This is a genomic window from Priestia sp. YIM B13489, from assembly GCF_042787645.1.
Lineage (GTDB): Bacteria > Bacillota > Bacilli > Bacillales > Bacillaceae_H > Priestia > Priestia megaterium.
The window spans coordinates 1,401,696-1,423,954 of record NZ_JBHZOQ010000053.1 but is presented as its reverse complement, the minus strand read 5'-3'; the positions used below and the strand labels follow the sequence as shown (position 1 = coordinate 1,423,954).

General features: G+C 38.3%; 21 protein-coding genes and 1 pseudogene. 18 read left to right on the top strand and 4 right to left on the bottom strand.

The window, feature by feature from the left end:
- Positions 1 to 404 precede the first annotated feature (404 nt).
- The 6 genes and pseudogenes from ACFX4W_RS13130 to ACFX4W_RS13105 all read left to right on the top strand — a co-directional run bounded on the left by ACFX4W_RS13130 (position 405) and on the right by ACFX4W_RS13105 (position 6,774).
- On the top strand, positions 405 to 605 hold the full coding sequence (locus ACFX4W_RS13130) for a hypothetical protein (RefSeq protein ID WP_218812993.1): 201 nt from the start codon (positions 405 to 407) through the stop codon (positions 603 to 605).
- Positions 606 to 923: 318 nt separating this feature from the next.
- Positions 924 to 1,359 (top strand): annotated as a pseudogene (locus ACFX4W_RS13125) (GNAT family N-acetyltransferase).
- 636 nt (positions 1,360 to 1,995) lie between these two features.
- Complete coding sequence (ltrA, locus tag ACFX4W_RS13120; RefSeq protein ID WP_377559498.1) at positions 1,996 to 3,645, top strand: group II intron reverse transcriptase/maturase; 1,650 nt, start codon at positions 1,996 to 1,998, stop codon at positions 3,643 to 3,645.
- A 329-nt stretch (positions 3,646 to 3,974) separates the two neighbouring features.
- Positions 3,975 to 4,532 (top strand): class I SAM-dependent methyltransferase, encoded by a 558-nt coding sequence (locus tag ACFX4W_RS13115; protein ID WP_237074944.1) that lies wholly within the window; start codon positions 3,975 to 3,977, stop codon positions 4,530 to 4,532.
- Between the two features lie 56 nt (positions 4,533 to 4,588).
- A complete protein-coding gene (locus ACFX4W_RS13110) occupies positions 4,589 to 5,275 on the top strand; it encodes a response regulator transcription factor (protein WP_237074943.1) in 687 nt (228 codons plus the stop codon).
- Positions 5,272 to 6,774: a sensor histidine kinase gene (locus ACFX4W_RS13105; protein WP_237074942.1), complete on the top strand. Its 1,503-nt coding sequence runs from the start codon at positions 5,272 to 5,274 to the stop codon at positions 6,772 to 6,774. The genes ACFX4W_RS13110 and ACFX4W_RS13105 overlap by 4 nt, the downstream gene beginning before the upstream one ends.
- A 120-nt stretch (positions 6,775 to 6,894) precedes the next feature.
- Here ACFX4W_RS13105 and ACFX4W_RS13100 read toward each other — a convergent pair whose 3' ends face one another.
- Positions 6,895 to 8,490: an alpha-amylase family glycosyl hydrolase gene (locus ACFX4W_RS13100; protein WP_308115087.1), complete on the bottom strand. Its 1,596-nt coding sequence runs from the start codon at positions 8,488 to 8,490 to the stop codon at positions 6,895 to 6,897.
- A gap of 393 nt (positions 8,491 to 8,883) precedes the next feature.
- Between ACFX4W_RS13100 and pxpA the strand changes: the two genes are divergently transcribed.
- From pxpA to mug, 11 genes are all read left to right on the top strand, one after another.
- Positions 8,884 to 9,645 (top strand): 5-oxoprolinase subunit PxpA, encoded by a 762-nt coding sequence (gene pxpA, locus ACFX4W_RS13095; protein WP_377559495.1) that lies wholly within the window; start codon positions 8,884 to 8,886, stop codon positions 9,643 to 9,645.
- Between the two features lie 99 nt (positions 9,646 to 9,744).
- Positions 9,745 to 10,908, top strand: coding sequence for an NRAMP family divalent metal transporter (locus ACFX4W_RS13090; protein ID WP_225049783.1), 1,164 nt, complete (start codon positions 9,745 to 9,747; stop codon positions 10,906 to 10,908).
- A 52-nt stretch (positions 10,909 to 10,960) separates the two neighbouring features.
- Positions 10,961 to 11,752 carry a putative hydro-lyase gene (locus ACFX4W_RS13085; RefSeq protein WP_043982606.1) on the top strand — a complete coding sequence of 264 codons (792 nt, stop codon included), beginning with the start codon at positions 10,961 to 10,963 and terminating at the stop codon, positions 11,750 to 11,752.
- Between the two features lie 17 nt (positions 11,753 to 11,769).
- Positions 11,770 to 12,525: a 5-oxoprolinase subunit PxpB gene (gene pxpB / locus ACFX4W_RS13080; RefSeq protein WP_043982604.1), complete on the top strand. Its 756-nt coding sequence runs from the start codon at positions 11,770 to 11,772 to the stop codon at positions 12,523 to 12,525.
- Positions 12,522 to 13,517, top strand: coding sequence for a 5-oxoprolinase subunit C family protein (locus tag ACFX4W_RS13075; protein WP_043982603.1), 996 nt, complete (start codon positions 12,522 to 12,524; stop codon positions 13,515 to 13,517). Before pxpB ends, ACFX4W_RS13075 begins: the two co-directional genes overlap by 4 nt.
- A gap of 22 nt (positions 13,518 to 13,539) precedes the next feature.
- Positions 13,540 to 14,001, top strand: coding sequence for an acetyl-CoA carboxylase biotin carboxyl carrier protein (gene accB / locus ACFX4W_RS13070; RefSeq protein ID WP_043982602.1), 462 nt, complete (start codon positions 13,540 to 13,542; stop codon positions 13,999 to 14,001).
- 28 nt (positions 14,002 to 14,029) lie between these two features.
- On the top strand, positions 14,030 to 15,394 hold the full coding sequence (gene accC, locus ACFX4W_RS13065; RefSeq protein WP_043982601.1) for an acetyl-CoA carboxylase biotin carboxylase subunit: 1,365 nt from the start codon (positions 14,030 to 14,032) through the stop codon (positions 15,392 to 15,394).
- A gap of 131 nt (positions 15,395 to 15,525) precedes the next feature.
- Complete coding sequence (locus ACFX4W_RS13060; RefSeq protein WP_043982600.1) at positions 15,526 to 16,290, top strand: IclR family transcriptional regulator; 765 nt, start codon at positions 15,526 to 15,528, stop codon at positions 16,288 to 16,290.
- 27 nt (positions 16,291 to 16,317) lie between these two features.
- Complete coding sequence (locus ACFX4W_RS13055; protein WP_043982599.1) at positions 16,318 to 17,127, top strand: uroporphyrinogen-III synthase; 810 nt, start codon at positions 16,318 to 16,320, stop codon at positions 17,125 to 17,127.
- 588 nt (positions 17,128 to 17,715) lie between these two features.
- Positions 17,716 to 19,056: a coiled-coil domain-containing protein gene (locus tag ACFX4W_RS13050; RefSeq protein ID WP_097823338.1), complete on the top strand. Its 1,341-nt coding sequence runs from the start codon at positions 17,716 to 17,718 to the stop codon at positions 19,054 to 19,056.
- 68 nt (positions 19,057 to 19,124) lie between these two features.
- Entirely contained in the window at positions 19,125 to 19,637 is a 513-nt protein-coding gene (mug, locus tag ACFX4W_RS13045; RefSeq protein WP_377559491.1) for a G/U mismatch-specific DNA glycosylase, read from the top strand.
- Positions 19,638 to 19,657: 20 nt separating this feature from the next.
- Here the strand turns inward: mug and ACFX4W_RS13040 are convergent, their stop codons facing one another.
- Together ACFX4W_RS13040 and ACFX4W_RS13035 are read right to left on the bottom strand one after the other, a co-directional pair.
- On the bottom strand, positions 19,658 to 20,767 hold the full coding sequence (locus ACFX4W_RS13040) for a metallophosphoesterase (protein WP_237074938.1): 1,110 nt from the start codon (positions 20,765 to 20,767) through the stop codon (positions 19,658 to 19,660).
- Positions 20,768 to 20,915: 148 nt separating this feature from the next.
- Positions 20,916 to 21,215 carry a hypothetical protein gene (locus ACFX4W_RS13035; protein ID WP_013083290.1) on the bottom strand — a complete coding sequence of 100 codons (300 nt, stop codon included), beginning with the start codon at positions 21,213 to 21,215 and terminating at the stop codon, positions 20,916 to 20,918.
- Between the two features lie 156 nt (positions 21,216 to 21,371).
- On the opposite strand from ACFX4W_RS13035, the gene ACFX4W_RS13030 reads away from it, so the two are divergent.
- On the top strand, positions 21,372 to 21,872 hold the full coding sequence (locus ACFX4W_RS13030) for a metallophosphoesterase family protein (RefSeq protein WP_043982592.1): 501 nt from the start codon (positions 21,372 to 21,374) through the stop codon (positions 21,870 to 21,872).
- Positions 21,873 to 21,901: 29 nt separating this feature from the next.
- On the opposite strand, the gene ACFX4W_RS13025 is transcribed toward ACFX4W_RS13030, so the two are convergent.
- Positions 21,902 to 22,126, bottom strand: coding sequence for a hypothetical protein (locus ACFX4W_RS13025; RefSeq protein WP_043982590.1), 225 nt, complete (start codon positions 22,124 to 22,126; stop codon positions 21,902 to 21,904).
- Positions 22,127 to 22,259: the final 133 nt, after the last annotated feature.

The window sequence follows — 22,259 nt, the reverse complement described above, 5'->3', positions numbered from 1 at the left end:
ATTGGTGTAAAATCGCTTTATATGACCAATGGAAATGAATAACTACCTAACATATGATATGATGGATAATTAAGGAATAAATGTATAGCTAGCGAGGGAATTTCAAATGAGAAAGTTGAAAGAATCTTACTCTTGGGTTGTAGCAGGGCTCCTGTTGTCTAGTGCCTTTGTCAATTTTGTTTGGAAAGGAAAAACTTGGCCAGGATACTATACTTTGTGTACATTATTGATATTAATCATTATAAAGATAATGCTATATAACTATGAAAAGAGTGAGAATGAAAAAAAGTAATACATCACACTTTAGGTTTGCTGTATTACTTTTTTATTTGGCCATAATTTGCTAACACCTTACATTGTGAATGAGGTAGTTACATATAGAGGAATGAAAAAGGAGGCTAAGTGTGGGATTATTTTTTAGAAAGATTGACCCTGATAAAGATAGTAAATATAGACAATGGTTAAATTCCATGTTGCCAGTCGCGATGCTAATAAACTTAATAAATAGTTTGTTTCTAAATTGGGGATGGCTTTATTGGACAATGGCCATTGTAATTGGCATACTGGCTATTTTAATATTTAAGGAATATAAAGATGAGAATTAAAGGCTGCATAAAACATCTGTTTTTTATACAAAGAATTTAAATTTGGGACTTAAAGAAAGACTGTCAAATCAATAATGTATAAAAAGCTGCATAAAGCATAAATTCAAAAAGCAAACGAGCCCTTGTGTACCAAGGAATCGTTTTTTTGCTTGGTTCCGGAAAGAGTGATTATGTTAACTGATTTTGTATATTATATTCACTTTTCATATTAGCATTCGAAACTTTTATTAGTAAAAAAAAGAAAGAACAACATAACATTTTCTTCCTGTGATAGCATCAATTTAAGTAAATTCATAAATAAATTAGGGAGAGATCAGAATGACAGTTCGCTTAGTGAAAGGATCAGATTATTATATACTATCACCGTTAATCAACGAATGGTGGAATGGAAGACAAATGTCTGACTTGTTGCCAAAGCTTTTTTTTTGATCATTTTAAAAATACTAGCTTTATTGTTGAAGAAGAAGGTGAAATCATAGGCTTTTTAATTGGATTCTTATCTCAATCTTATTCGAATGAAGCATATATTCACTTTGTTGGAATTCATCCGCAGCACAGGGGAAAAGGTATTGGGAGACATTTATATAATCAATTTTTCGACGTAATTAAACAAAATGGCCGTAATATTGTTCGCTGTGTGACTTCTCCTGTGAATAAAGCTTCAATTGCTTATCATACTAAAATGGGTTTTGAAATTGAACAGGGGAATAAACCTAATCAAGATAAGGTTCTATTTGTAAAGTACTTGAATTAATTCAAGTACTTTTTCTATCGATAATTTACATTATGGTGCGACAAGAAGTCGCTTTCTTACAGTGTAGCTAACGCTACTCATCTAGACGCGAAGATGATCTCCATCCGAAACGGCATTCTTGGTAACGAGTCTGTCGGTTGCATGAGGAAATGTGGAAACAGAGGACAAATGCATGGTCCAGAATACTGCTAGGAGAAAATAGGCACGGCAAACGAAAGTGAAGGTTTGTAAGCTTCGTCAAGGTTAGCTCAAGATAATGCACAGCTTTGCTTGGGTCTTGGCAAGAGGAACAGTAGATTCATAAAGCTACTCTGATGCGTCCCGCATCTTGCCCGGAGTAAAGAACCTGCCTTCCCCTATTGCATCTGTAGAAAGTGAAACTTGGTAAGCCCTATGTCATCTGCATAAGCAGTAGGATGACTGTAAAGTCAAACAATGTGACAGAGGGTATGGGATATGAGAAAAAGCGAAAGCCGTTACCCTGAAAAGGAACAGGAAAGCAGAATGATTGTATAACTGGACGGATACTGTCGGTTTTACAGACAATGACAGGCTCGAAAGAGCGCCCACTTCTCATGGGTCTTCAACACGAAAATAAATTTGTGGCTATCTTCTAACGAAAAGGAGCGTGCTGTTATGAATACCTCTCTACGAGCGTCGGCGCACGTCTCGCATAAAGATTGGTACTCTATTGATTGGAGTATTATACAAAAATATGTAGCGAAGTTACGACAAAGAATTTATCGTGCCGAACAACAAAATCAACAAAGAAAAGTAAGGAAACTTCAACGTTTACTCCTTCGGAGTAAAGCAAATTTACTGCTTTCTATTCGCAGAGTAACACAACAGAATAACGGTAAGCGAACACCTGGTGTAGATGGCTATACGGCCTCAAAACCAAATGAACGTATCAAACTTTATCAACAACTAGTTCAATGCAATGTCTTTCGTCATCGTCCAAAGCCAGCAAAACGAACGTTTATTCCGAAGAAAAACGGAAAGCTAAGACCTTTGGGTATTCCTACGATGCGAGACCGAGTCTATCAAAACGTAGTAAAAAACGCACTTGAACCCCAATGGGAGGTCAAATTTGAACCTACTTCCTACGGTTTTCGTCCCAAACGAAGTACACATGATGCAATAAGTAATCTGTTTAAGAAGCTTAACACCAATAGCAAGAAAAAGTGGGTATTCGAAGGAGATTTTTTAGGATGTTTCGACCATCTTAATCATAAGTGGATAGTGGAACAAACATCTATGTTTCCGGGAAACATTCTCATTAAAAGGTGGCTTAAAATGGGATACATAGAGCAGGATATGCTTCATACGACAACAGAAGGAACCCCTCAAGGGGGGATCGTGTCTCCACTTCTAGCTAATATCGCTTTATGCGGTATGGAAGAAGAGATTGGTATTGTTTATAAAAAGACATACAAACCAAACGGAGGATATAAAATCGACCCCAAATGTAAGATAGGACGTGTTCTCTACGCAGATGACTTCGTCATCGTAACGGAAACGAAGGAAAGCGCGGAAAGCATGTATCGAAACCTCGCTCCTTACTTACAAAAACGAGGAATTACACTTAGTATGGATAAAACTAGGGTTACACATATTGAGGACGGGTTTGATTTTCTTGGCTTCTCGCTGCGTCAATATAATACGGGACAAGGAAAGAAATTATTTATCAAACCTAGCAGAGAAAGCATTAAAAAGGCTAAAAACAAGATAAAGGATACGTTCTCTGTGATGAGAGGACGACCAGTAAAAGAAATAATACGTGTTTTAAACCCGATTATTCGTGGCTACGGACAGTATTGGGAACATGTCGTATCCAAAAAGACTTACAGCTACATGGACAATTATATTTTCCTAAAAGTGAGAAAGCATTTGAAACAATTGCATCCAAAGAAGTCGAGAAAATGGATTAGCCAGCGTTATTTTAAGAAGCCCCACCACGGTGGGAATAATAAATGGATTCTCACATGTCCAGTTACTAACATTCAATTGTTAAAGATGTCCTGGATTAAGATAGAACGGCATGTCATGGTAGCCTATAAAAACAGCCCAGATGATCCAAGTCTAAGAGAGTATTGGGAAAAAAGAGACCGTAAGGTCTTTAATAGCGAAAATACTTTAGATAGGATGAAACTCGCAAGAAAACAAGGATATCGTTGTGCGTTGTGTAAACAAACTCTACAAAATGGAGAAAAAGTTACAGTACGAAACCTAGAGGTTTCTACAGGTGAATTTGCTAAACTAGTACATGTACCGTGTATTAGATAAGTTGTTCGGATAAAAAGAAGGCTTGAGCCGTATGACGGGAAATCTGTCACGTACGGTTCTTAGGGGGGCAGGCGCTCGTGAGAGTGCCTGCCTACCCGACTTGACAGTTATAAAATCAAAAAGGGGTACCGTTAGTTCTTAAAAGAAAAGAACCAACGGTATCCCTTTCTTAAGAACAGCAGGTAACATTTATTTTTAGATTCTTTATAAAAGTTATCTTTTCATAAGTATTTCTTAAGAATTGTTAAGGTTTTTCCTCGTATCGTATTAAGATTTTAGCATTAAACTACTGTTTATAACCTATCATCTGAAGAAACGAGGAGAAATAGATGAATGCCATGCATTTCATTCAAGAATATATGAGACACCCGCGTGCAGTTGGCGCTATTATGCCGAGCTCTAAATCATTAGCTAAGAAAATGATGAAGCCTATACCATTTGAGGAAATAACGTGTATCATTGAGTATGGTCCAGGAACAGGCGTATTTACAGAAGAAATTGTTCAAAATAAACGGAAAGACACCATTTTCTTAGCGATAGAAGCCAATGAAACATTCTATAACATATTAAAGAAGAAATATGGACATATCGAGAATGTGTACATTATTCATGACTCTGCTGAGAATATAAGTGACTATTTAAAACAATATGGCATTGAAAAAATAGACTATATCGTATCTGGATTGCCTTTTACAAGCTTACCAGGAACTATTTCTACACAGATTTTAAATGAGACAGGATCTTTGCTGGGACCAGAAGGCAAGTTCATTACATTCCAGTATTCGAAAGTAAAACGCTCTTTCTTTGAATCCTTTTTTACTACGATTCAGTATGAAAAAGTGTATAGAAATGTTCCACCAGCTTATGTATTCGTATGTAACAACTAATCCTACTCCTGTTCTCTAGTTTATATTGAATTTAAGAATAGAAAGAGTGAAGAAACATGTCAGAAAGAACCATCCTTATTGTCGACGATGAAGACGAAATCAGAAATCTTATGTCCATTTATTTAAAAAATGAAGGATATCAAGTAGTAGATGTACCGGATGCTGCAACAGCTATGGATATGTTAAAAAAACAAAAAATTGACCTGATTATTCTAGATGTGATGATGCCCGGGATGAATGGGATAGATACTTGCTTAAAAATCAGAGAAGAATATACCATGCCCATTATTTTTTTATCAGCTAAATCAGAAGACATGGATAAAATTCACGTTCTGGCCAGTGGAGCAGAAGACTATGTTACAAAGCCCTTTAACCCATTAGAACTGATGGCGCGTGTAAAATCTCAACTTCGTCGATACTATATGGCCCCTGAAAGAGAGGTTTCTTCCCACTTCTTAGAAAAGGGAGACTTAAAAGTGGACGGAAGAACAAATGAAGTGTTTGTAAGAGATCGAGAGGTTCGTTTAACTCCTAAAGAATTTCAAATTCTCTCTTTGTTACTTCAGCATCAAGGACAAGTATTTAGTATTCAACAGATTTATGAAACTGTATGGAAAGAACTCTTTTATAAGTCGGATAATACGATTATGGTCCATATGACAAAAATCAGGGACAAGATAGAAGAGAATCCTAAAAAACCAATCTATATTCAGACAGTATGGGGCGTAGGCTATAAAGCATGAAAACAAAAAATAATGCAGATAAGATTGGACGCCCATCAGTCAATTTGAACACAAAGTTATTCCTTATCTTTATTCTCTCCTTGGTCATATCTATTTTTAGCTTTTTTCTTTTCATCTTTATCAATCCTCAATTTGGGGATATTCGCAACCAACAAATAGAGCAACAAAAAGAGGAAGAGACCATTAGAAAGCTCCTTGCCCAACTCACTCATTCCTTGGAAGAGAAGCACATGAGCTTAGATGATATAGATCACATTGCTTCAACGCTAAATCCTATAACGGATGCTCATCCTAATTTAGGGTTCTTAGTAGCAAATGCCAAAGGAGACGTTCTTTTTCATTCAAATAACCAAAAGATAAAAAATACCAATATACAATATTTACTTAAACAAAAGCTTGAAGATGAACCCACGGATAATCAATCATTTAATACACATTATTCTTCTTTTATATCGCTCCTTTCCCTTCAAGATGATATCGGATACCTCGTTATTGAAGGACCTTCTTTTGATTCTATTTTTAGTCCGAATAGATATATTTATCAAGTCTATATGGAACTTGGAGGTAGTGTGCTCATCTTTTTTGCCTTGTTTCTATTATGGACAAGGCCTATTACACGGTATATTAAGCAGATTGAAGAGGGAATCAACAGAATTGTGAACAAAGATTGGACGTATTCCATTCCCGTGAAAGGTAAAAATGAACTGTCATTCTTAGCTAAAAACATCAATTGGATGACCGAACAAATGAGGCAAAGGTTTGAAAAAGAACGTAAAGTTGAACAAGCAAAAAATGAATTAATTACGAATCTCTCTCATGATTTACGAACTCCACTGACCTCTATTATTGGATATCTGACACTTGTGAAAGATAAACAGTATAAAAATAGTGAGGAGCTAGAAAAATACATTCAAACCACCTACCGCATTTCATTCAAATTAAAAAATTTATTGGATGAACTATTCGAATATACAAAGTTGTCTTTACCTGACGTAGACATGCAATTTCAAGAAGTTGACTTAGGTGGAGTCCTATATCAGCTTGTAGGAGAGTATACTCCCATGTTTGAAAATCGTGGGCTTTCCGTAAAAGTAGAGATTCCTGATGAGGCTGTTTTTATCTCCCTAGATATTGAGAAAATGATTCGCGTTTTCGATAATTTACTCTCGAACGCTGAGAAATACAGCCATGAAAGTGGAGATATTGAGATAGACCTCTATACTAACGACAAACAAGTTATTACACGCATTTCTAATACTACAGATCAACTTAATTCAGAGGAATTAAGTTGTCTGTTTGATAAGTTTTATCGAATGGATAAAGCACGTTCTAGCGAAGTGGCAGGATCGGGCATTGGTCTTTCCATTGCCAAACGAATTGTTGAACTTCATCAAGGAGAAATATGGGCGGAAAGTGAGAAAGAAAAGATAACGATGTATGTTGCATTGCCTTTTTCTCATGATAAAGAAGAGAAAGAGACCATTTATAAAGATTTATGAACTAATTAGATTAGCAGTAGAAATGATGTTTACACCAATTTCTGATGATGTTCTCATGCTAACTTTTTATGAAAAACACCTTCGAGTGATTACCAGGTAATCACTCGAAGGTGTTTTCTATTATTTTATTAAAACCGTTGTATTAGCCGGAATCACAAGCTGATTCTTGACTTTTTTAGCACCTTTTTCACTAGCAAAAATTAATTTACCTTTTGCTGCTACAGATACTTTTACCGGTTGATTTGAAATATTATGATACACGCTAATCGAGTTGTCTTTATACGTACGGCTATAGGCAACAACTTCTTTACTGTCTACTAAAATAGATTGAAGCGTTCCTTTTACTAACTCTTCATGCTGCTGACGCACGCGAATCATTTCACGGTAATGATTTAACAAAGAATCCTTTTGTTTGGTTTGTGCTTCTACAGACACGCCGTTGCCGCCTTTGTTATATACAGGTGTTTCCCAGCTGGTTTGTCCAAGTCCGTTTCCTTCGTACCAGCGGAACGGTTCACGGATTAACTCATCAGGCTTTTCACCGGTCATGCCAATTTCTTCACCGTAATAAATATACGGGTTGCCAGGAAGCGTAAGTAAGATAGAAGCAGCTGATTTTGCTTTGTTCACATCGCCGCTCAGTTCACTCATGACGCGGTTTTGGTCATGGTTGGTTAAGAAAATGCCGTCAATTTTATTTGGATTGTATGATTTGAACAGCTCATCCGTTGCCGCTGCTGCAGTGGCGATTCCTTGATCATTTCCTGCTTTTACAGAACTGACAATTTTCCCTGCTAAATCAAAGTTAAATAGGGAATCAAGCGATTGATAGTAAGGAGCTACCACTTCAGGCTGATCCCATACTTCACCCGTTAGATATACGTTAGGGTTTTCTTTTTTCATCGCATCTCTAAACTCATTCCACCACAGAATATTTTTCTTAGCGCCTTCAGGCGTTTGACCTTTAAAAATATGAAGCGCAGCATCTAAGCGGAAGCCATCAACGCCTTGCTTTAGCCAAAACTTTCCGACGTTAATCATTTCTTTTCTTACTTCAGGGTTATCGTAATTTAAGTCAGGCATTCCTTCCCAAAACGTTCCGTAAAAATACTCTCCGTTTGGAGCTTTATGCCATACTTGCTGTCCCCAAGATCCTTTTTCATTCAAGTCGGTATTTTTATCAGCCCAAATATAGTAATCTCTGTACTTGCTGTTTTTATCTTTTAACGCAGCTTGAAACCAAGGGTGTTCGCTGCTCGTATGATTCACAACAAGGTCCATAATGACTTTTACGTCTCGTTTGTCTGCTTCTTTCATCAGCTTGCGAAAATCTTGCAGATTTCCGTACTGCGGATCAATGTTATAATAATCCGTTACATCATATTTATGATAGCTAGGAGAAGGGTTGACTGGCATCATCCAAATCCCGTTTACTTGAAGATCATTCTTTGTATGAGAATTTCCGTCATTTAAATAGTCCAGCTTTTGTGTAAGACCTTTTAAATCACCATGTCCATCTTTATTTGCATCGTAAAAAGAGTTTACATACACCTCATAAAAGACACCGTTTTTATCTGCTGTTGGAGCTTTACCTTTATGTACAGTTTCGGCGTGAACGCCTGTTGATAAGCTAGCAGCCAGCGGCAGTGTTAGAGCTAAAGCTGTCCATTTTTTCCCTTTCATCGTTTCATCCCCTTTTTTTGCAATCGTTTGCATAAATTGACTACAATTGAAATATAGCACCTATTTGAAAACGATTACAACGAAAATTTCATTTTGATTATTTTGAACTAGTAATTATTCTGACAACCTAGTTATTTACTGTGTCTAATGACATTAAGCGGCTGCGTTATATTAAGGCTATAGATAGAAGATAGCAATAAAATAAGGGATTATTATCCAAGTGAAAATAATGACTATGTCAAATATTCTGACAATGTTGTTGTTCAATTCATCATCTCGTGCTAAAATCCAAATATAACTGAAAAACGGTACTGCGGTTCCGAAAAACGGAACTTGAAGTATCGATGCAGATAATAAAGCTTGAATTTCATTTACTATCTGCAAATGATTACGCTTACATTTAAGGGGTTAAGGGGGAAGAATGCATTGATTAAAGTAGATTTAAACTGTGATTTAGGGGAAAGCTTTGGTTCTTATCGTATTGGCAATGATGAAGCCATTTTAGAGCACGTGACGTCTGTGAACGTTGCCTGTGGATTTCACGCAGGGGATCCGAGCGTTATGAGAAAAACGGTAAAATTGGCCGCTGAAAAAAAAGTGCAAATTGGGGCTCATCCTGGTCTGCAGGACCTTATTGGTTTTGGACGCAGAAACATGAATATTTCACCTCAGGAAGCCTACGATATCGTGATCTATCAAATTGGGGCATTAAACGGTTTTTTGCAAGCAGAAGGGTTATCAATGCAGCATGTAAAACCTCACGGTGCACTGTATAACATGGCTGCTAAAAACGAAGCGTTGTCTGAAGCAATAGCAAAAGCTGTTTACAACGTAAATCCTGAGCTGATTTTATTTGGGTTATCTGGAAGTGAACTGATTCAAGCAGGTAACAGAATTGGTTTAAAGACGGCTAACGAAGTATTTGCAGACCGTACCTATCAGTTAGACGGTTCTCTCACTTCTCGTACAGAACCAAATGCTTTAATTGAAAATGACGACGAAGCTGTTTCTCAAGTTATTACAATGGTGAAAGAAGGGAAGGTAAAATCTCAGCAAGGTAAGGATGTAGAATTGCAGGCAGATACGATTTGCATCCATGGAGACGGAGCTCACGCACTTGAATTTGCCCGTCATGTCAACCGTTCTTTACGAGCATCAGAAGTGGTAGTTAAGGCTATTTCAAAATAAAAACTACATACAATCAGGAGGAAGATGATATTGGAGCCAATTAAAAAATCAACACCTCAGCAAAAGCTTTCGGCTGCGCCTAAAGTAAACTGGACGTTAATGCTTGGAGCCGCTTTTTTAATGGCCACATCGGCTATTGGACCAGGCTTTTTAACTCAAACTACCGTATTTACACAAAATTTAGCTGCAAGCTTCGGATTCGTTATTTTAATTTCAATTATTCTTGATATTTTTGCTCAAACCAACGTATGGAGAATTATTGCCGTTTCTGAAAAACGAGGACAAGAAATCGCCAATATGGTATTTCCTGGATTAGGATACGTGCTCGCTATTTTAATTGTTATTGGAGGACTTGCTTTCAATATTGGAAATATTGCCGGTGCGGGGCTTGGATTAAATGCGATTACGGGTATTTCTCCAACAGCTGGCGCTGCAATTAGTGCAGTTATTGCTGTATTAATCTTCGTTGTAAAAGAAGCTGGAAAAGCAATGGATCGCTTCACGCAAATTGCAGGTTTTGTCATGATTGGGCTGATGCTATATGTAGCCGCTACCACTTCACCTCCCGTTGGAGAAGCTGTAGTGAAATCTTTTACACCTGACAAAATCGACATCATTGCGATCGTTACGCTTGTTGGAGGAACAGTCGGTGGTTATATCACCTTTGCTGGTGGACATCGTCTTTTAGATGCCGGCGTAAAAGGCATCGATTCTTTACCTCAAGTAACAAAAAGTTCTGTAACAGGAATTCTTATCACTTCCGTTATGCGAATCGCTTTGTTTTTAGCTGTACTTGGCGTTGTGTCTAAAGGTTTACAAATTGACCCAGCCAATCCTCCAGCATCCGTGTTTCAGCTCGCAGCAGGAAACGTCGGGTATAAAATCTTTGGTATTGTTATGTGGTCTGCCGCTATTACGTCTGTGGTAGGAGCTGCTTATACATCTGTTTCGTTTATTCAAACGTTTAGTGAAAAACTTAATAAAAACTCAAACTGGATTATTATTGGATTTATTATTATTTCAACTCTGTCATTTGTCTTAATTGGAAAACCTGTAAAAGTTCTTCTTTTAGTTGGAGCAATCAATGGATTAATTCTGCCGATCGCTCTTGGGACTTTACTGGTTGCTGCATACAAAAAAAGCATCGTTGGCGAGTATAAACATCCTTTATGGCTTACCATTTCTGGTGTACTTGTCGTTATTGTAATGGCTTTAATGGGCGGCTATACGTTAATGGATCAACTTCCTCAATTATTTAAATAAAACAGTGAGCCCGCACGTAAGTTGCGTGGGGGCACTGATGGGAGAGAGAAACATGACAACCCTTTCGCAACTAAATCCAGCTGAACTTCGTCAGCAAATCCGTAACAACCAGCTTATTCAACCAACAGCAGGCATGGCAAATGGCTATGCTCAAGCTAATTTAGCTATTTTACCAAAGCAACAAGCTTTTGACTTTCTATTGTTCTGTCAGCGTAACCCTAAATCGTGTCCTCTTTTAGATGTCACAGACGCTGGATCTCCGGTGCCGAAGTTTGCAGCTCCGTCGGGAGATATTCGTACAGACATTCCAAAGTATCGAATCTATGAAAATGGGGAACTAGTAAAAGAAGTAACCGATATCACAGATTACTGGACAGAAGATATGGTAGCTTTCCTTATCGGCTGCAGCTTTACATTTGAACACGCACTGTTAAACAACGACATACCTGTTCGTCACATTGAAGAAAATTGTAATGTTCCTATGTATAAAACAAATATTTCATGCGCTGAAGCGGGAATATTCCATGGCTCGACGGTAGTTAGTATGCGGCCAATTCCTCAACAAGATGTAGTACGGGCAGCCCAAGTAACTTCACGTTTTCCAGCTGTGCACGGAGGACCTATTCACATTGGAAATCCCGCTGCGATAGGCATTGAAGACCTTCACTCTCCGGATTTTGGCGATGCTGTTTCAATTAAGGAAGGGGAAGTGCCCGTATTCTGGGCTTGTGGTGTAACCCCTCAAGCAGTAGCAATGGAAACAAAACCTTCTATTATGATTACACATGCTCCGGGGCATATGTTTATCACAGATATTCGAGATGAAAAACTAGGTGTTTTATAAAAGAAAGAGGTGTAGATATGAATCAAACCGTAACAAAAGCATCGGCTGTTATTTCTCCGCTTGGCGACTCAGCGCTTGTAATAACGTTTGGAGATAGCATTCAATACGACATTCATAAACAAATTAAAGCGTGTAAAGATTCGATAGAATTAAATCCTTTTCCTGGATTTATCGAATGCGTGCCGGCATTTACGAACCTGACAATCTTTTATAACCCCCTTGAAGTTGTAGCAGCCGTGAAAAAGAAGGAGAAAAAAGAATTTGTTTCTCCTTTTGAAGTAGTGTCCTCTATCATTCAAAGTAAACTAGAAAACGAACAGACAGAAAAAGCGTTAAACCATCGTACGGTTTCTATTCCAGTTTGCTACGGAGGAGAGTATGGACCTGACCTTGAATATGTCGCTCGTCACCATAACTTAACAACTGAAGAGGTAATTAGTATTCATTCTGAAGGCGAATACTTAGCATATATGATTGGATTTGCTCCTGGATTTCCATTTCTCGGAGGGTTATCTGAAAGAATTGCTACGCCTCGCCGGCCATCTCCTCGCACCTCTATTCCTGCTGGCTCGGTTGGTATTGCGGGAATGCAAACAGGGGTGTATCCTATTTCCACTCCCGGAGGATGGCAGTTAATTGGTCAAACGCCCGTTAAATTATTTTTGCCGGAACAAAACCCACCAAGTTTGCTGCAGGCTGGAGATATTGTAAAATTCGAGCCTATCTCTAAAGAAGAGTATCAAGAACTACGGGCAAAGGAGGGAGAAAAATGAGTATAAGAGTTAGTAAAGCCGGGTTATTAACGAGCATTCAAGATTTAGGAAGAAGAGGGTTTCAGCAGCACGGTGTAATTGTAAGCGGTGCAATGGATTCTTATTCCCTTCGAATTGCTAATTTACTAGTTGGTAACGATGAAAATGAAGCGGGACTTGAGATTACGCTAATGGGACCTACCCTTGAAATAGAAAGTGATTGTTTAGTAGCGATCACAGGAGGCGATTTAACTCCTTCGGTCAACGGAAAGCCAGTACCTATGTGGAAACCTTTATTTATTCTAAAAGGAAGCACTTTATCATTTGGTCCTTGCAAAACTGGGTGTCGTTCCTATCTATCTGTAGCAGGAGGATTTGCTATTGATGAAGTGTTAAATAGTAAAAGTACGTATTTAAGAGGTGAAATCGGGGGCTACAAAGGAAGAGCATTACAAACAGACGATGTTTTACCTCTATCTGTTCCTGCTGTTTCAAAGCCTGCTTTTCTTTCAAATGAAGTGATAAACGGAGTATATACTTCTTCATGGTCCGTAAATTATAAAGAATTTGTTCATTTTACAAAGAAACCAGGTGTCCGCGTTATGAACGGCAGTCAATTTGATTTATTTACAGCTGAAAGCAAAAGTCATTTTATGAAAGAGCCTTTTAAAGTATCGAATCAATCAGATCGAATGGGCTATCGAATGGATGGACCTTCTCTTCAGCTTCAAGAAAAAAAAGAGTTATTGTCTGAAGCCGTTTCACAAGGTTCTGTTCAAGTCCCCCCGGATGGAAATCCCATCATTCTGTTAGCGGACCGTCAAACCACGGGGGGATACCCTAAAATTGCTCAAGTCATCACAGCGGATTTACCGCTTTTAGCTCAAGTAAAGCCTGGAGAATCCATTTACTTTTCTCACATTTTGCTTCACGAAGCTGAAAGAATCTATTTAGAAAAAGAACAGATGCTTCAAGAATTGAAGATTGCTATTAACCTTGCGTCAACTAAATAACACAAAACGGGAGTGACAAGAAATGATAAACGTACGTGAATTGCAAGAAGTTGTTTCATTAATGAATGAATCTGGTATTCAAAAGCTCCATATTGAACATGAAGGAACAAAAGTTGTCATTGATAAAGCAGGAATTCCTTTAGAGGACACAGCTGTTACAGAAGTGAAAACAGCTGAAGTAAAAGCCGATGCCACTGAGCAAGCGCCTCAAGATTCTATGTCTGTAAACGCAGCAGAAAACAATGAAAAGCAAATTTTATCACCAATGGTCGGAACGTTTTACGCCAAGCCAGAAGCAGACGCCGATCCCTTCGTTCAAGTAGGACAAACAGTTGAACGTAAAGATGTTGTATGTGTGATTGAAGCGATGAAGCTGTTTAACGAAGTCGATGCGGGAATAGAAGGAGAAGTGCTTGAAATTCTTGTGAAAGACGGGGATGTTGTAGAGTTTGGACAGCCATTATTTACCGTAAAATCACACTAAAATATACATACTGTCAGGAGGAGTCATTATGTTTAAAAAGATCTTAATCGCAAACCGCGGCGAGATTGCAGTTCGTATCATTCGGGCTTGTAAAGAGATGGGGATTGCAACCGTGGCGGTTTATTCAGAAGCAGACAAAGATGCACTTCACGTGAAGCTAGCAGATGAGTCATTTTGTATTGGCAAAACGTCTTCTAAAGAAAGCTACTTAAATATTCGTAATTTGCTTACCGTAGCGCAAGTAACCAAGGCAGACGCTATTCATCCAGGATACGGATTTTTAGCTGAAAATGCTGATTTTGCTGAGATGTGTGAATCCTATGACGTTACCTTTATTGGTCCAAAAGCAGAAGCTATCCGTAAAATGGGAGCAAAAGCTGTAGCACGAGATACAATGAAACAAGCCGGCGTGCCTATTGTACCTGGAACGGAAGGACTGATTGAAGATAGCAGCACCGCTATGCCAGTAGCAAGAGAAATAGGTTATCCGATCATCGTAAAAGCCACAGCGGGCGGTGGCGGAAAAGGAATGCGACTGGCTCATAGCGAAGAAGAGCTAGAAAAAGCAATTCGTCAAGCTCAGCATGAAGCAGAAACTGCCTTTGGAAACGGCGGCGTATATCTTGAAAAATATTTAGAAGAGCCAAAACACATCGAAATTCAAATCATTGCGGATGAAGAAGGGAATGTGGTTCATTTAGGTGAACGAGATTGTTCGATTCAACGCCGTCATCAAAAGTTGGTAGAAGAAGCTCCGTCTCCTGCGGTAGACGAAAACCTTCGTGCTAAAATGGGCAAAGCGGCGGTCTCGGCGGCTAAAGCAGTTGATTATACAGGTGTCGGAACAGTTGAGTTTCTATTAGATAAGCACGGGCATTTTTACTTTATGGAAATGAATACACGAATTCAAGTTGAACATCCTGTTACAGAACTTGTAACAAACATTGACTTAATTAAAGAACAAATTTCAGTAGCAGCAGGCTACCTGCTATCATTTGCTCAGCAGGACATTCAGTTAAAGGGATGGGCAATTGAATGCCGGATCAATGCAGAAAATCCGGCTAAAAACTTTATGCCTTCTCCTGGAAAAGTCGAGATGTATTTACCTCCTGGCGGCTACGGGGTTCGTGTAGATAGCGCCGTTTACCCTGGCTATGAAATTTCCCCATTTTATGATTCAATGGTGGCGAAATTAATTGTAACGGGGAAAGATCGAAATGAAGCGATTCAACGAATGAAACGCGCACTCGAAGAATTTATCATTATCGGTATTCATACAACCATTCCTTTTCATTTAGAATTACTGAACCATCCTTCTTTTAAAGAAGGGGATTTCACAACCAAATTTCTAGAAAGTAATCCTATTTCAATTAAAGAACTAGAAACGGTGTAAGAAAGGAAAGTGCTCTTATAAGGGAGTGCTTTCCTTTTTTTCTTCATGTATAATAAAAAGAACATATGATTAGCTAGTAAGCTATACGTCTATCAAATACATGTATTCGCACAAATAAGGGAGAAGGTTTTATGCAAGCTAACAATAAAACGGTTGTTAAATCCATGCAGATTCTCACGCTTTTTATCAAGCACCCTAAGCTGACCTTCACAGAAATGATGGAATATTCAGGCGTTCCGAAAACTTCTTTGCACCGGATGGTTGGTTCGCTTGAAGAGATGGGATTTTTAACAAAAGATGCGCAAGGATACTATTCGCTAGGACTTTTATTCTTGCAATTTGGTCAGCTGGTGGCTAATCGCTTAGATATTAGAAATATCGCAAAGCCTGTAATGGAAACGCTCCGAGACGAAGTAGAAGAAGCGGTTAATTTAATTGTACGAGATGGGAATGAAGCTATGTATATTGAAAAAGTAGATACGCTTCATCCAGTGCGTCTCTACACATCAATTGGAAGGCGTTCACCTCTTTATGCGGGAGCTTGTTCACGCATTATCTTGGCGCATTTACCCGAAAAAGAACAAGAGGAATATATTACTCAAACGGAGCTGGCTCCAATAGGCATTGGAACAATTACAGATCAAAAGAAACTAAGAAATGTATTAAAAGAAGCAAAAGAAAAAGGGTATACCATTAGCACCTCTGAATTAGAAAACTTTACAACATCCGTGAGCGCGCCGATTGTAAATCATCAAAATGAAGTGGTTGCAGGCATTAGCGTAGCGGGAATTGAAGCGAGATTTCAAGGAGACAGACTGCCGTTCATTATTCAAAAAGTAACAGAAGCGGCGAGCCTAATTTCTGAAAAACTAGGTTATCAAGGATCATTAAAGTAGCATACATAGAAAAATGGAGGTAGACAATTGAAACGATTAGAAGGTAAAACAGTCGCACTCGTAGGTCAGCGGAAAGTAGAAGAAATCAGCAAAATTGTTGAAAACCTTGGCGGGACCCCGCTTGTACGACCTGCACAAGGAACAATCTTTTTAGATGACACACATTTAGAAGCAGATATTAAAGAACTGGTAAAAGGAAATTATGAATGGTTTATTTTTACGACAGGGGTCGGTACAGAAATTCTTTACAAAACGGCAGAAAAGCTAGGGCTGGCCGACGAATTTCTGTCTTCTTTACAAGCAGCTCATATTGCTGCACGCGGGTATAAAACCGTAAATATGTTAAAAAAACTCGGTGTTACTCCAACTGTTCGAGATGATGATGGAAGTACAGCGGGACTAGTCAGGGCGCTTCATTCGTTTTCTTTTGAAGGAAAGCATGTAGCGCTTCAGCTTCACGGAGATCCTGCACCAAAATTAATTGACTTTCTTTCGAATCAAAAAGCCCAATTTAAAGAGATTTTACCGTATCAGCATATTCCGCCACAAGCAGAAGTCATGGAACAGCTTATAAACGAATTAATAAGCGGAAAAATTGATGCTGTTAATTTCACAAGCGCTCCGCAGGCCCGCTTTTTATTTTCATTTGCAAGAGAACACGGACAAGCTGATCACATTCGAGAACTTTTTAAAAGCTCTGTAGTAGCTGTATCCGTAGGAAAAGTAACCGCTGCTGCTTTAAAAGAAGAAGGAGTAGATCGTATTGTTATTCCTGATCAAGAAAGAATGGGAAGTGCAATTGTAGCTTTAGAACATTATTATCAGCAGCGTGATTAACAAAAGACCTTCTCACCTCACCGTGAGAAGGTCTTTTGTATGACTTCATCCGAGCGTTGTCGAATATTGTTTGATAATTACCTATCACCCTTTTTTTAAACACGTGCAAACAACAGATAAACATAGATTTGTTACTATTTCAGAAAATCATTTTCAAATACTGTAAAAATAGCAGAAAAAGGTAAAAAATAGACGTGGATGTTAAAAAATTATTACGTTCTCTTTAGCAACAACTTATATCCAACCAGCTTAAAAAATCTTGATCGCCTATTTTATCATGTTAAAAACAGTGCTGTGTAAAGTCCGGTAGATTATTTATTTTAACAGGGATATAAAGGTATATTTTTGCAGGTGAAAGATGAATGTATACACAAGCTTTAAATGTTACATTACTGAAATACAATTGTAATATTGTTATTCTTTTTTTCAACGTTTATCGTGGTATAATTTTCGTAGATTTTCATTAGCATATTTAGCTATTTATCGACAAATACAGTGAACTTTACATAAATTGTAAGACTTTTATACATATTGATACATAATTAGAAATTACTAGTTTAACAGAGCGAGAAAGCGGAGGAATTCATATTGAAAAAGAAAATGCTTTTACTTAACACAACGGTTTTATTAGGCCTGGGAGGAGTTTTATCAACTCCAGCGTATGCCTCTACCATTCAGGATATGGAATCACAAAAATCGCAAATTCAAAATCAGCGTCAAGATGTGCAATCTAACATCAAAGCAGCTTCTGATGAATTAACACGCCTTCAAGCAGAACAAGATCAAATGAAAGCACAGCTTGAGCGATTAACAATAGCAGAAGAAGAAAACAATAAAAAAGCCCAAAAAACAGAAGCCGATATTAAAGAAACGTCTAAACAAGTAGAGCAGCTTGAAAAAGAAATTAAGCTGCTTCAAGAAAAACTTGAAAAGCGAAACGATATTTTAAAAGATCGTGCACGTTCCCTCCAGGAAAGCGGCGGTAACGTAGAGTATTTACAAGTTTTACTTGGTTCTTCAAGTTTTGGTGATTTTGTAGACCGCGCGCTAGCTGTTTCAACTATTGTAGATGCAGACCGTGGTATTTTAAAAGAAACTAAAAATATGCAAGACGAATTAAAAACAAAACAAGCGGATGTTAAGTCTAAGCTTGCTAGCTTAGAAGACATGAAGGCAGAACTGGATGAAATGACTGTCCAGCTAGCAGCTCAAAAGAAACAAAAAGATGCATTGGCAAAAGAACTAAAAGATAAAGAAGCAAAAAATGAAGAACTAAAAGCTTCTCTACAATCAAAAGACAGCTCTCTTGCAAATGAACAGTCTACGCTTGAACAAAATATTAAAGATCAAAAAGCTGCAGAAGAAGCAGCAAGAAAAGCAGCTGAACAAGCGGCTAAAGAGGCAGCCAAGAAAGCAGCTGAGCAAGCTCAAAAAGCAGCGGCTGCACCAGCTGAAAAAGCCGATTCATCTTCTGTTAAGGCAGAAGCACCAAAAGCAAGCAGCAATGATGTGGCACCTACAAGCGCTCCAGCTCCAAAAGCTAGCAATGTTGTAACAGTAGGAAACCGCTGGATTGGAAACTCTGCTTACGTATTTGGCGGTGGACGCAGCCAGTCTGATATTAGCCACGGCTTATTTGACTGCTCGTCATTCGTACACTGGGCATATTCTCAAGTTGGCGTTAACCTTGGACCTCTTGGATCTGTAAGTACAGAAACGTTAAAGCATGCTGGAACACAAGTGTCTTCTAGTCAAATGCAGCCTGGCGATCTTGTTTTCTTCGATACATATAAAAAAGACGGCCACGTTGGCATTTATGTAGGAGGCGGCAAGTTCATCGGTGCTCAAAGCTCAACAGGTGTTGCAATTGCAAACATGAGCAGCGGCTACTGGAAACAAAAATTCAACGGACGCGTAGTTCGTATTTAATAGGGTATAGTAAAAAGAAAACATCCCATCTGGATGTTTTCTTTTTATATTGTAAGGAGCGTATGACTATGAATTCTATTTTTGATCATATACACCCCAACTTAGATATTTTATTTGTCGGGTTTAATCCAAGCATCCGTTCAGGTGAAACGGGTCATCATTTTGCGAATCCAACCAATCGCTTCTGGACGATTCTTCACAAAGCAGGTTTGACAGATCGTAAATATCATCCGGAGGAAGATCACTCGCTGCTCCAGCTGGGGTACGGTTTAACAAATATTGTAGAGCGTCCTACAAAAGCAGCTGATGAGATTACCAAAGAAGAATATGCAGAAGGCAGAGAAATCTTAAAGAAAAAAATAGCTACATATACGCCTAAAATCGTTTGCTTTGTTGGAAAAGGTGTCTACCAGCAGTACAGCGGACGCAAGCAAGTAAAGTGGGGTAAACAAGAGAAATCGATGGTATCAGGAATAATGGACTTTGTTGCCCCGTCTTCGAGCGGGCTCGTTCGATTGAAAGTAGATGAAGTAGTCGCCATTTATGCAGAGCTTCCGACGTTGTTGCGTACATTAAAATAGAGAAAGCCCTAGGGCTTTCTCTATTTTGTAAACGAAATATCAATTTGAATAATTTCTGATCGGCTCCCGATTCGAAGCGGAGGACCCCAAAAGCCAAATCCTGAAGAGACAATGGTATGCAGTTGGTTATTTTGCTTGTAGCCCCAATCAATTTCAAATAACCGCTTTGTGATTAAATGATTAGGTGCCATTTGTCCTCTGTGAGTATGGCCGCATAGAAGTAAATCCACGCCTGCTTGTTCCGCTTCTTTTAAAGAAAGCGGCTGATGATCCATCGCAATGACAGGAAGAGAACGATCCGTTTCACTCGCTAAATCGAAAAAGCTGTCTCGATTTTTGTCCGTCTTGTCTTTTCTGCCTATTAAATACAAGCTATCACCTATATTTAACACTTCATCCATTAAAATAGGGATGTTCATTTCTTTCATTCTCTCCACAAACTGAGGGATCTTCCCGCCGTAATACTCATGGTTTCCCAAAATTCCATACGTGCCTAAAGGCGCTTTGAGCTGCTTCATCATAGAATCCATTTCTTTTTTAAAGAATACGTGGGGATCATCGTCAATAATATCTCCAGGAAGTAAAATAAGATCCGGCTGTATCTTTTGTACATGAGTGATTAACCGCTGCAAATGTTTTTTGCCGGACAATGTGCCAAAGTGCATATCAGATGCTACAGCAATGCGAAGGTTTTTCCGATTCGTCTTTTTAGCAAGCGAAATCGTATATTTTCTTACCACAGGACTGTAAGCATTATACGTACCGTAAGCAAAAATGAATGAAAAAGCGGCAATTACGAAAAATCCAATTGAATCGATAGCTGTAGAAAGCGAAGCGCCTAGAAGAGTAAGGATATAGACGGCTAAATTACTTATAGGAAGCAAAAGAACCGAATATTGAATAAATCCTAACCAGTACGATCCCACAATTTTAAATATGCTCACTTGTTGAAACGCACGACTGATGATAAAGGAATAAGCAAAAAAGACAACGATCACTGTAAGAATCCATTTGTTTTCCACTTCAAACATTGTGTGAAACCACATCCAAGCGTTCCATCCGATGTACAGAACGAATAAATTATATAAAATAACAACTAAAATAGACCTTACTAACACACTTACTTTCATACGCTAACCTCTTTTCTTTCATCCGTAATTCCACTATAGCTCATTTTTATTGCTTCAACAAAATTTTATCTCTTCTTCTTATCAATAAAATTTTTGCTTGTCACACAAACGAAAAAACACACCTATAAAACAAGGTGTGTTTTTTGTATTAATGATGGTGATGCGCGTGGTGAAGGCTGCTAATCACAAATTCAGGCTCTGGAACGTGGAAATATTGAATCCATACGCCTTCTAAAAATTTCTCGCGTTTATCTAAAACGATATCGATATCTTTATCTGTTTTTACGATTTCATCATGTTCAGTCGGCGTATCGAATTTCCAATCATAATGCGCGTGATCACCGTGGTCGATAGTTACATATACACGAATCATTTTTCCTTGACCTTCTGGGCTAGCCAATGCATTTTTTAACACTTTTGCTGCGTTTCGATTAATTTTTACTTCCATTTTGAAAACTCCATTCTGTAACTTGGTATGTAACGTATTTTCGCAAACTTAAACGAAAAAGAGAAATTTTTTGCCTGACGCTCCGGATAGAGTTGCTTCATTCCAACGCAATACGCTACACTACACCATATTGAATGAAAAAGGAGCGTATCATAAATGAAGATTGTTATTTTAGGTGACACTCATATTCCAAAAAGAGCGAAACATTTTCCGAAAAGACTCTTAGCCGAACTGAAAACAGCTGATGCTATTATTCATACGGGGGATTTTCAAACGATAGATGTCTACAATGACCTGCGTGTGTTTGCTCCTGTACATGGGGTAATTGGAAATGTAGACAGTGAAGAGCTTCAGCAAGTACTTCCATCTTCATTACTTCTTCCGTTTGACGACGTTACGATTGGCGTAACCCACGGTCATGGCAAAGGAAAAACGACTGAAAAACGTGCACTTTTGGCATTTGAACATGAACAAGTCGACGCAGTAATTTTTGGTCATTCTCACATTCCTCTTCATAAACAAATTGGTGATATTACGTTGTTTAATCCAGGTTCCGCTACTGACAAGCGGCGGGAAAAGCAATTTTCGTTTGGACTTCTGTACATACAAAAAAACACGCTGCGTTTTGAACATGTTTTTTATGATTCTAAAGACTAAAACAAGAGAGGACTCTTGTTTTAGCATTTTTACGTTGTATGGTCTAAATGAGCAATATATTCGTGAAGCTTATTTTCTTCGTAATCATTTAAGTCATGCATCGGAATAACCTGCTGAGTTTGAGGATCCGTTCCTCGTACTTCCGCAATTTTTACTCCTTCTTTATAGATATTAAAAATATCTTGTTCTTCCCCGCGCTGAACCTTTTCTGTTTCAAACATTGAAAAAGACTTGCTGTTTTTACTTTCTTCCATTAAAATCACCTACTTTTTTTATCGTACTCTTATCTTTTCACTCCCATTGTTAATTATGTATACACTCGATGACTAAAGGAATATGAAGTCTTGCCGATAGAAAGAAAGTGCACGATCACTTTTAACTACAGAG

Excerpts from the sequence above, each read along its gene's own strand:
- accC (WP_043982601.1), top strand. The coding sequence starts at position 14,030 with ATGTTTAAAAAGATCTTAATCGCAAACCGCGGCGAGATTGCAGTTCGT.
- ACFX4W_RS13035 (WP_013083290.1), bottom strand. The coding sequence starts at position 21,215 with ATGGAAGTAAAAATTAATCGAAACGCAGCAAAAGTGTTAAAAAATGCA.
- ACFX4W_RS13115 (WP_237074944.1), top strand. The coding sequence starts at position 3,975 with ATGAATGCCATGCATTTCATTCAAGAATATATGAGACACCCGCGTGCA.
- ACFX4W_RS13060 (WP_043982600.1), top strand. The coding sequence starts at position 15,526 with ATGCAAGCTAACAATAAAACGGTTGTTAAATCCATGCAGATTCTCACG.
- ACFX4W_RS13040 (WP_237074938.1), bottom strand. The coding sequence starts at position 20,767 with ATGAAAGTAAGTGTGTTAGTAAGGTCTATTTTAGTTGTTATTTTATAT.
- ACFX4W_RS13030 (WP_043982592.1), top strand. The coding sequence starts at position 21,372 with ATGAAGATTGTTATTTTAGGTGACACTCATATTCCAAAAAGAGCGAAA.
- ACFX4W_RS13075 (WP_043982603.1), top strand. The coding sequence starts at position 12,522 with ATGAGTATAAGAGTTAGTAAAGCCGGGTTATTAACGAGCATTCAAGAT.
- accB (WP_043982602.1), top strand. The coding sequence starts at position 13,540 with ATGATAAACGTACGTGAATTGCAAGAAGTTGTTTCATTAATGAATGAA.
- ACFX4W_RS13100 (WP_308115087.1), bottom strand. The coding sequence starts at position 8,490 with ATGCAAACGATTGCAAAAAAAGGGGATGAAACGATGAAAGGGAAAAAA.
- ACFX4W_RS13105 (WP_237074942.1), top strand. The coding sequence starts at position 5,272 with ATGAAAACAAAAAATAATGCAGATAAGATTGGACGCCCATCAGTCAAT.
- ACFX4W_RS13025 (WP_043982590.1), bottom strand. The coding sequence starts at position 22,126 with ATGGAAGAAAGTAAAAACAGCAAGTCTTTTTCAATGTTTGAAACAGAA.
- ACFX4W_RS13085 (WP_043982606.1), top strand. The coding sequence starts at position 10,961 with ATGACAACCCTTTCGCAACTAAATCCAGCTGAACTTCGTCAGCAAATC.
- ltrA (WP_377559498.1), top strand. The coding sequence starts at position 1,996 with ATGAATACCTCTCTACGAGCGTCGGCGCACGTCTCGCATAAAGATTGG.
- ACFX4W_RS13090 (WP_225049783.1), top strand. The coding sequence starts at position 9,745 with ATGCTTGGAGCCGCTTTTTTAATGGCCACATCGGCTATTGGACCAGGC.
- mug (WP_377559491.1), top strand. The coding sequence starts at position 19,125 with ATGAATTCTATTTTTGATCATATACACCCCAACTTAGATATTTTATTT.
- pxpB (WP_043982604.1), top strand. The coding sequence starts at position 11,770 with ATGAATCAAACCGTAACAAAAGCATCGGCTGTTATTTCTCCGCTTGGC.
- ACFX4W_RS13110 (WP_237074943.1), top strand. The coding sequence starts at position 4,589 with ATGTCAGAAAGAACCATCCTTATTGTCGACGATGAAGACGAAATCAGA.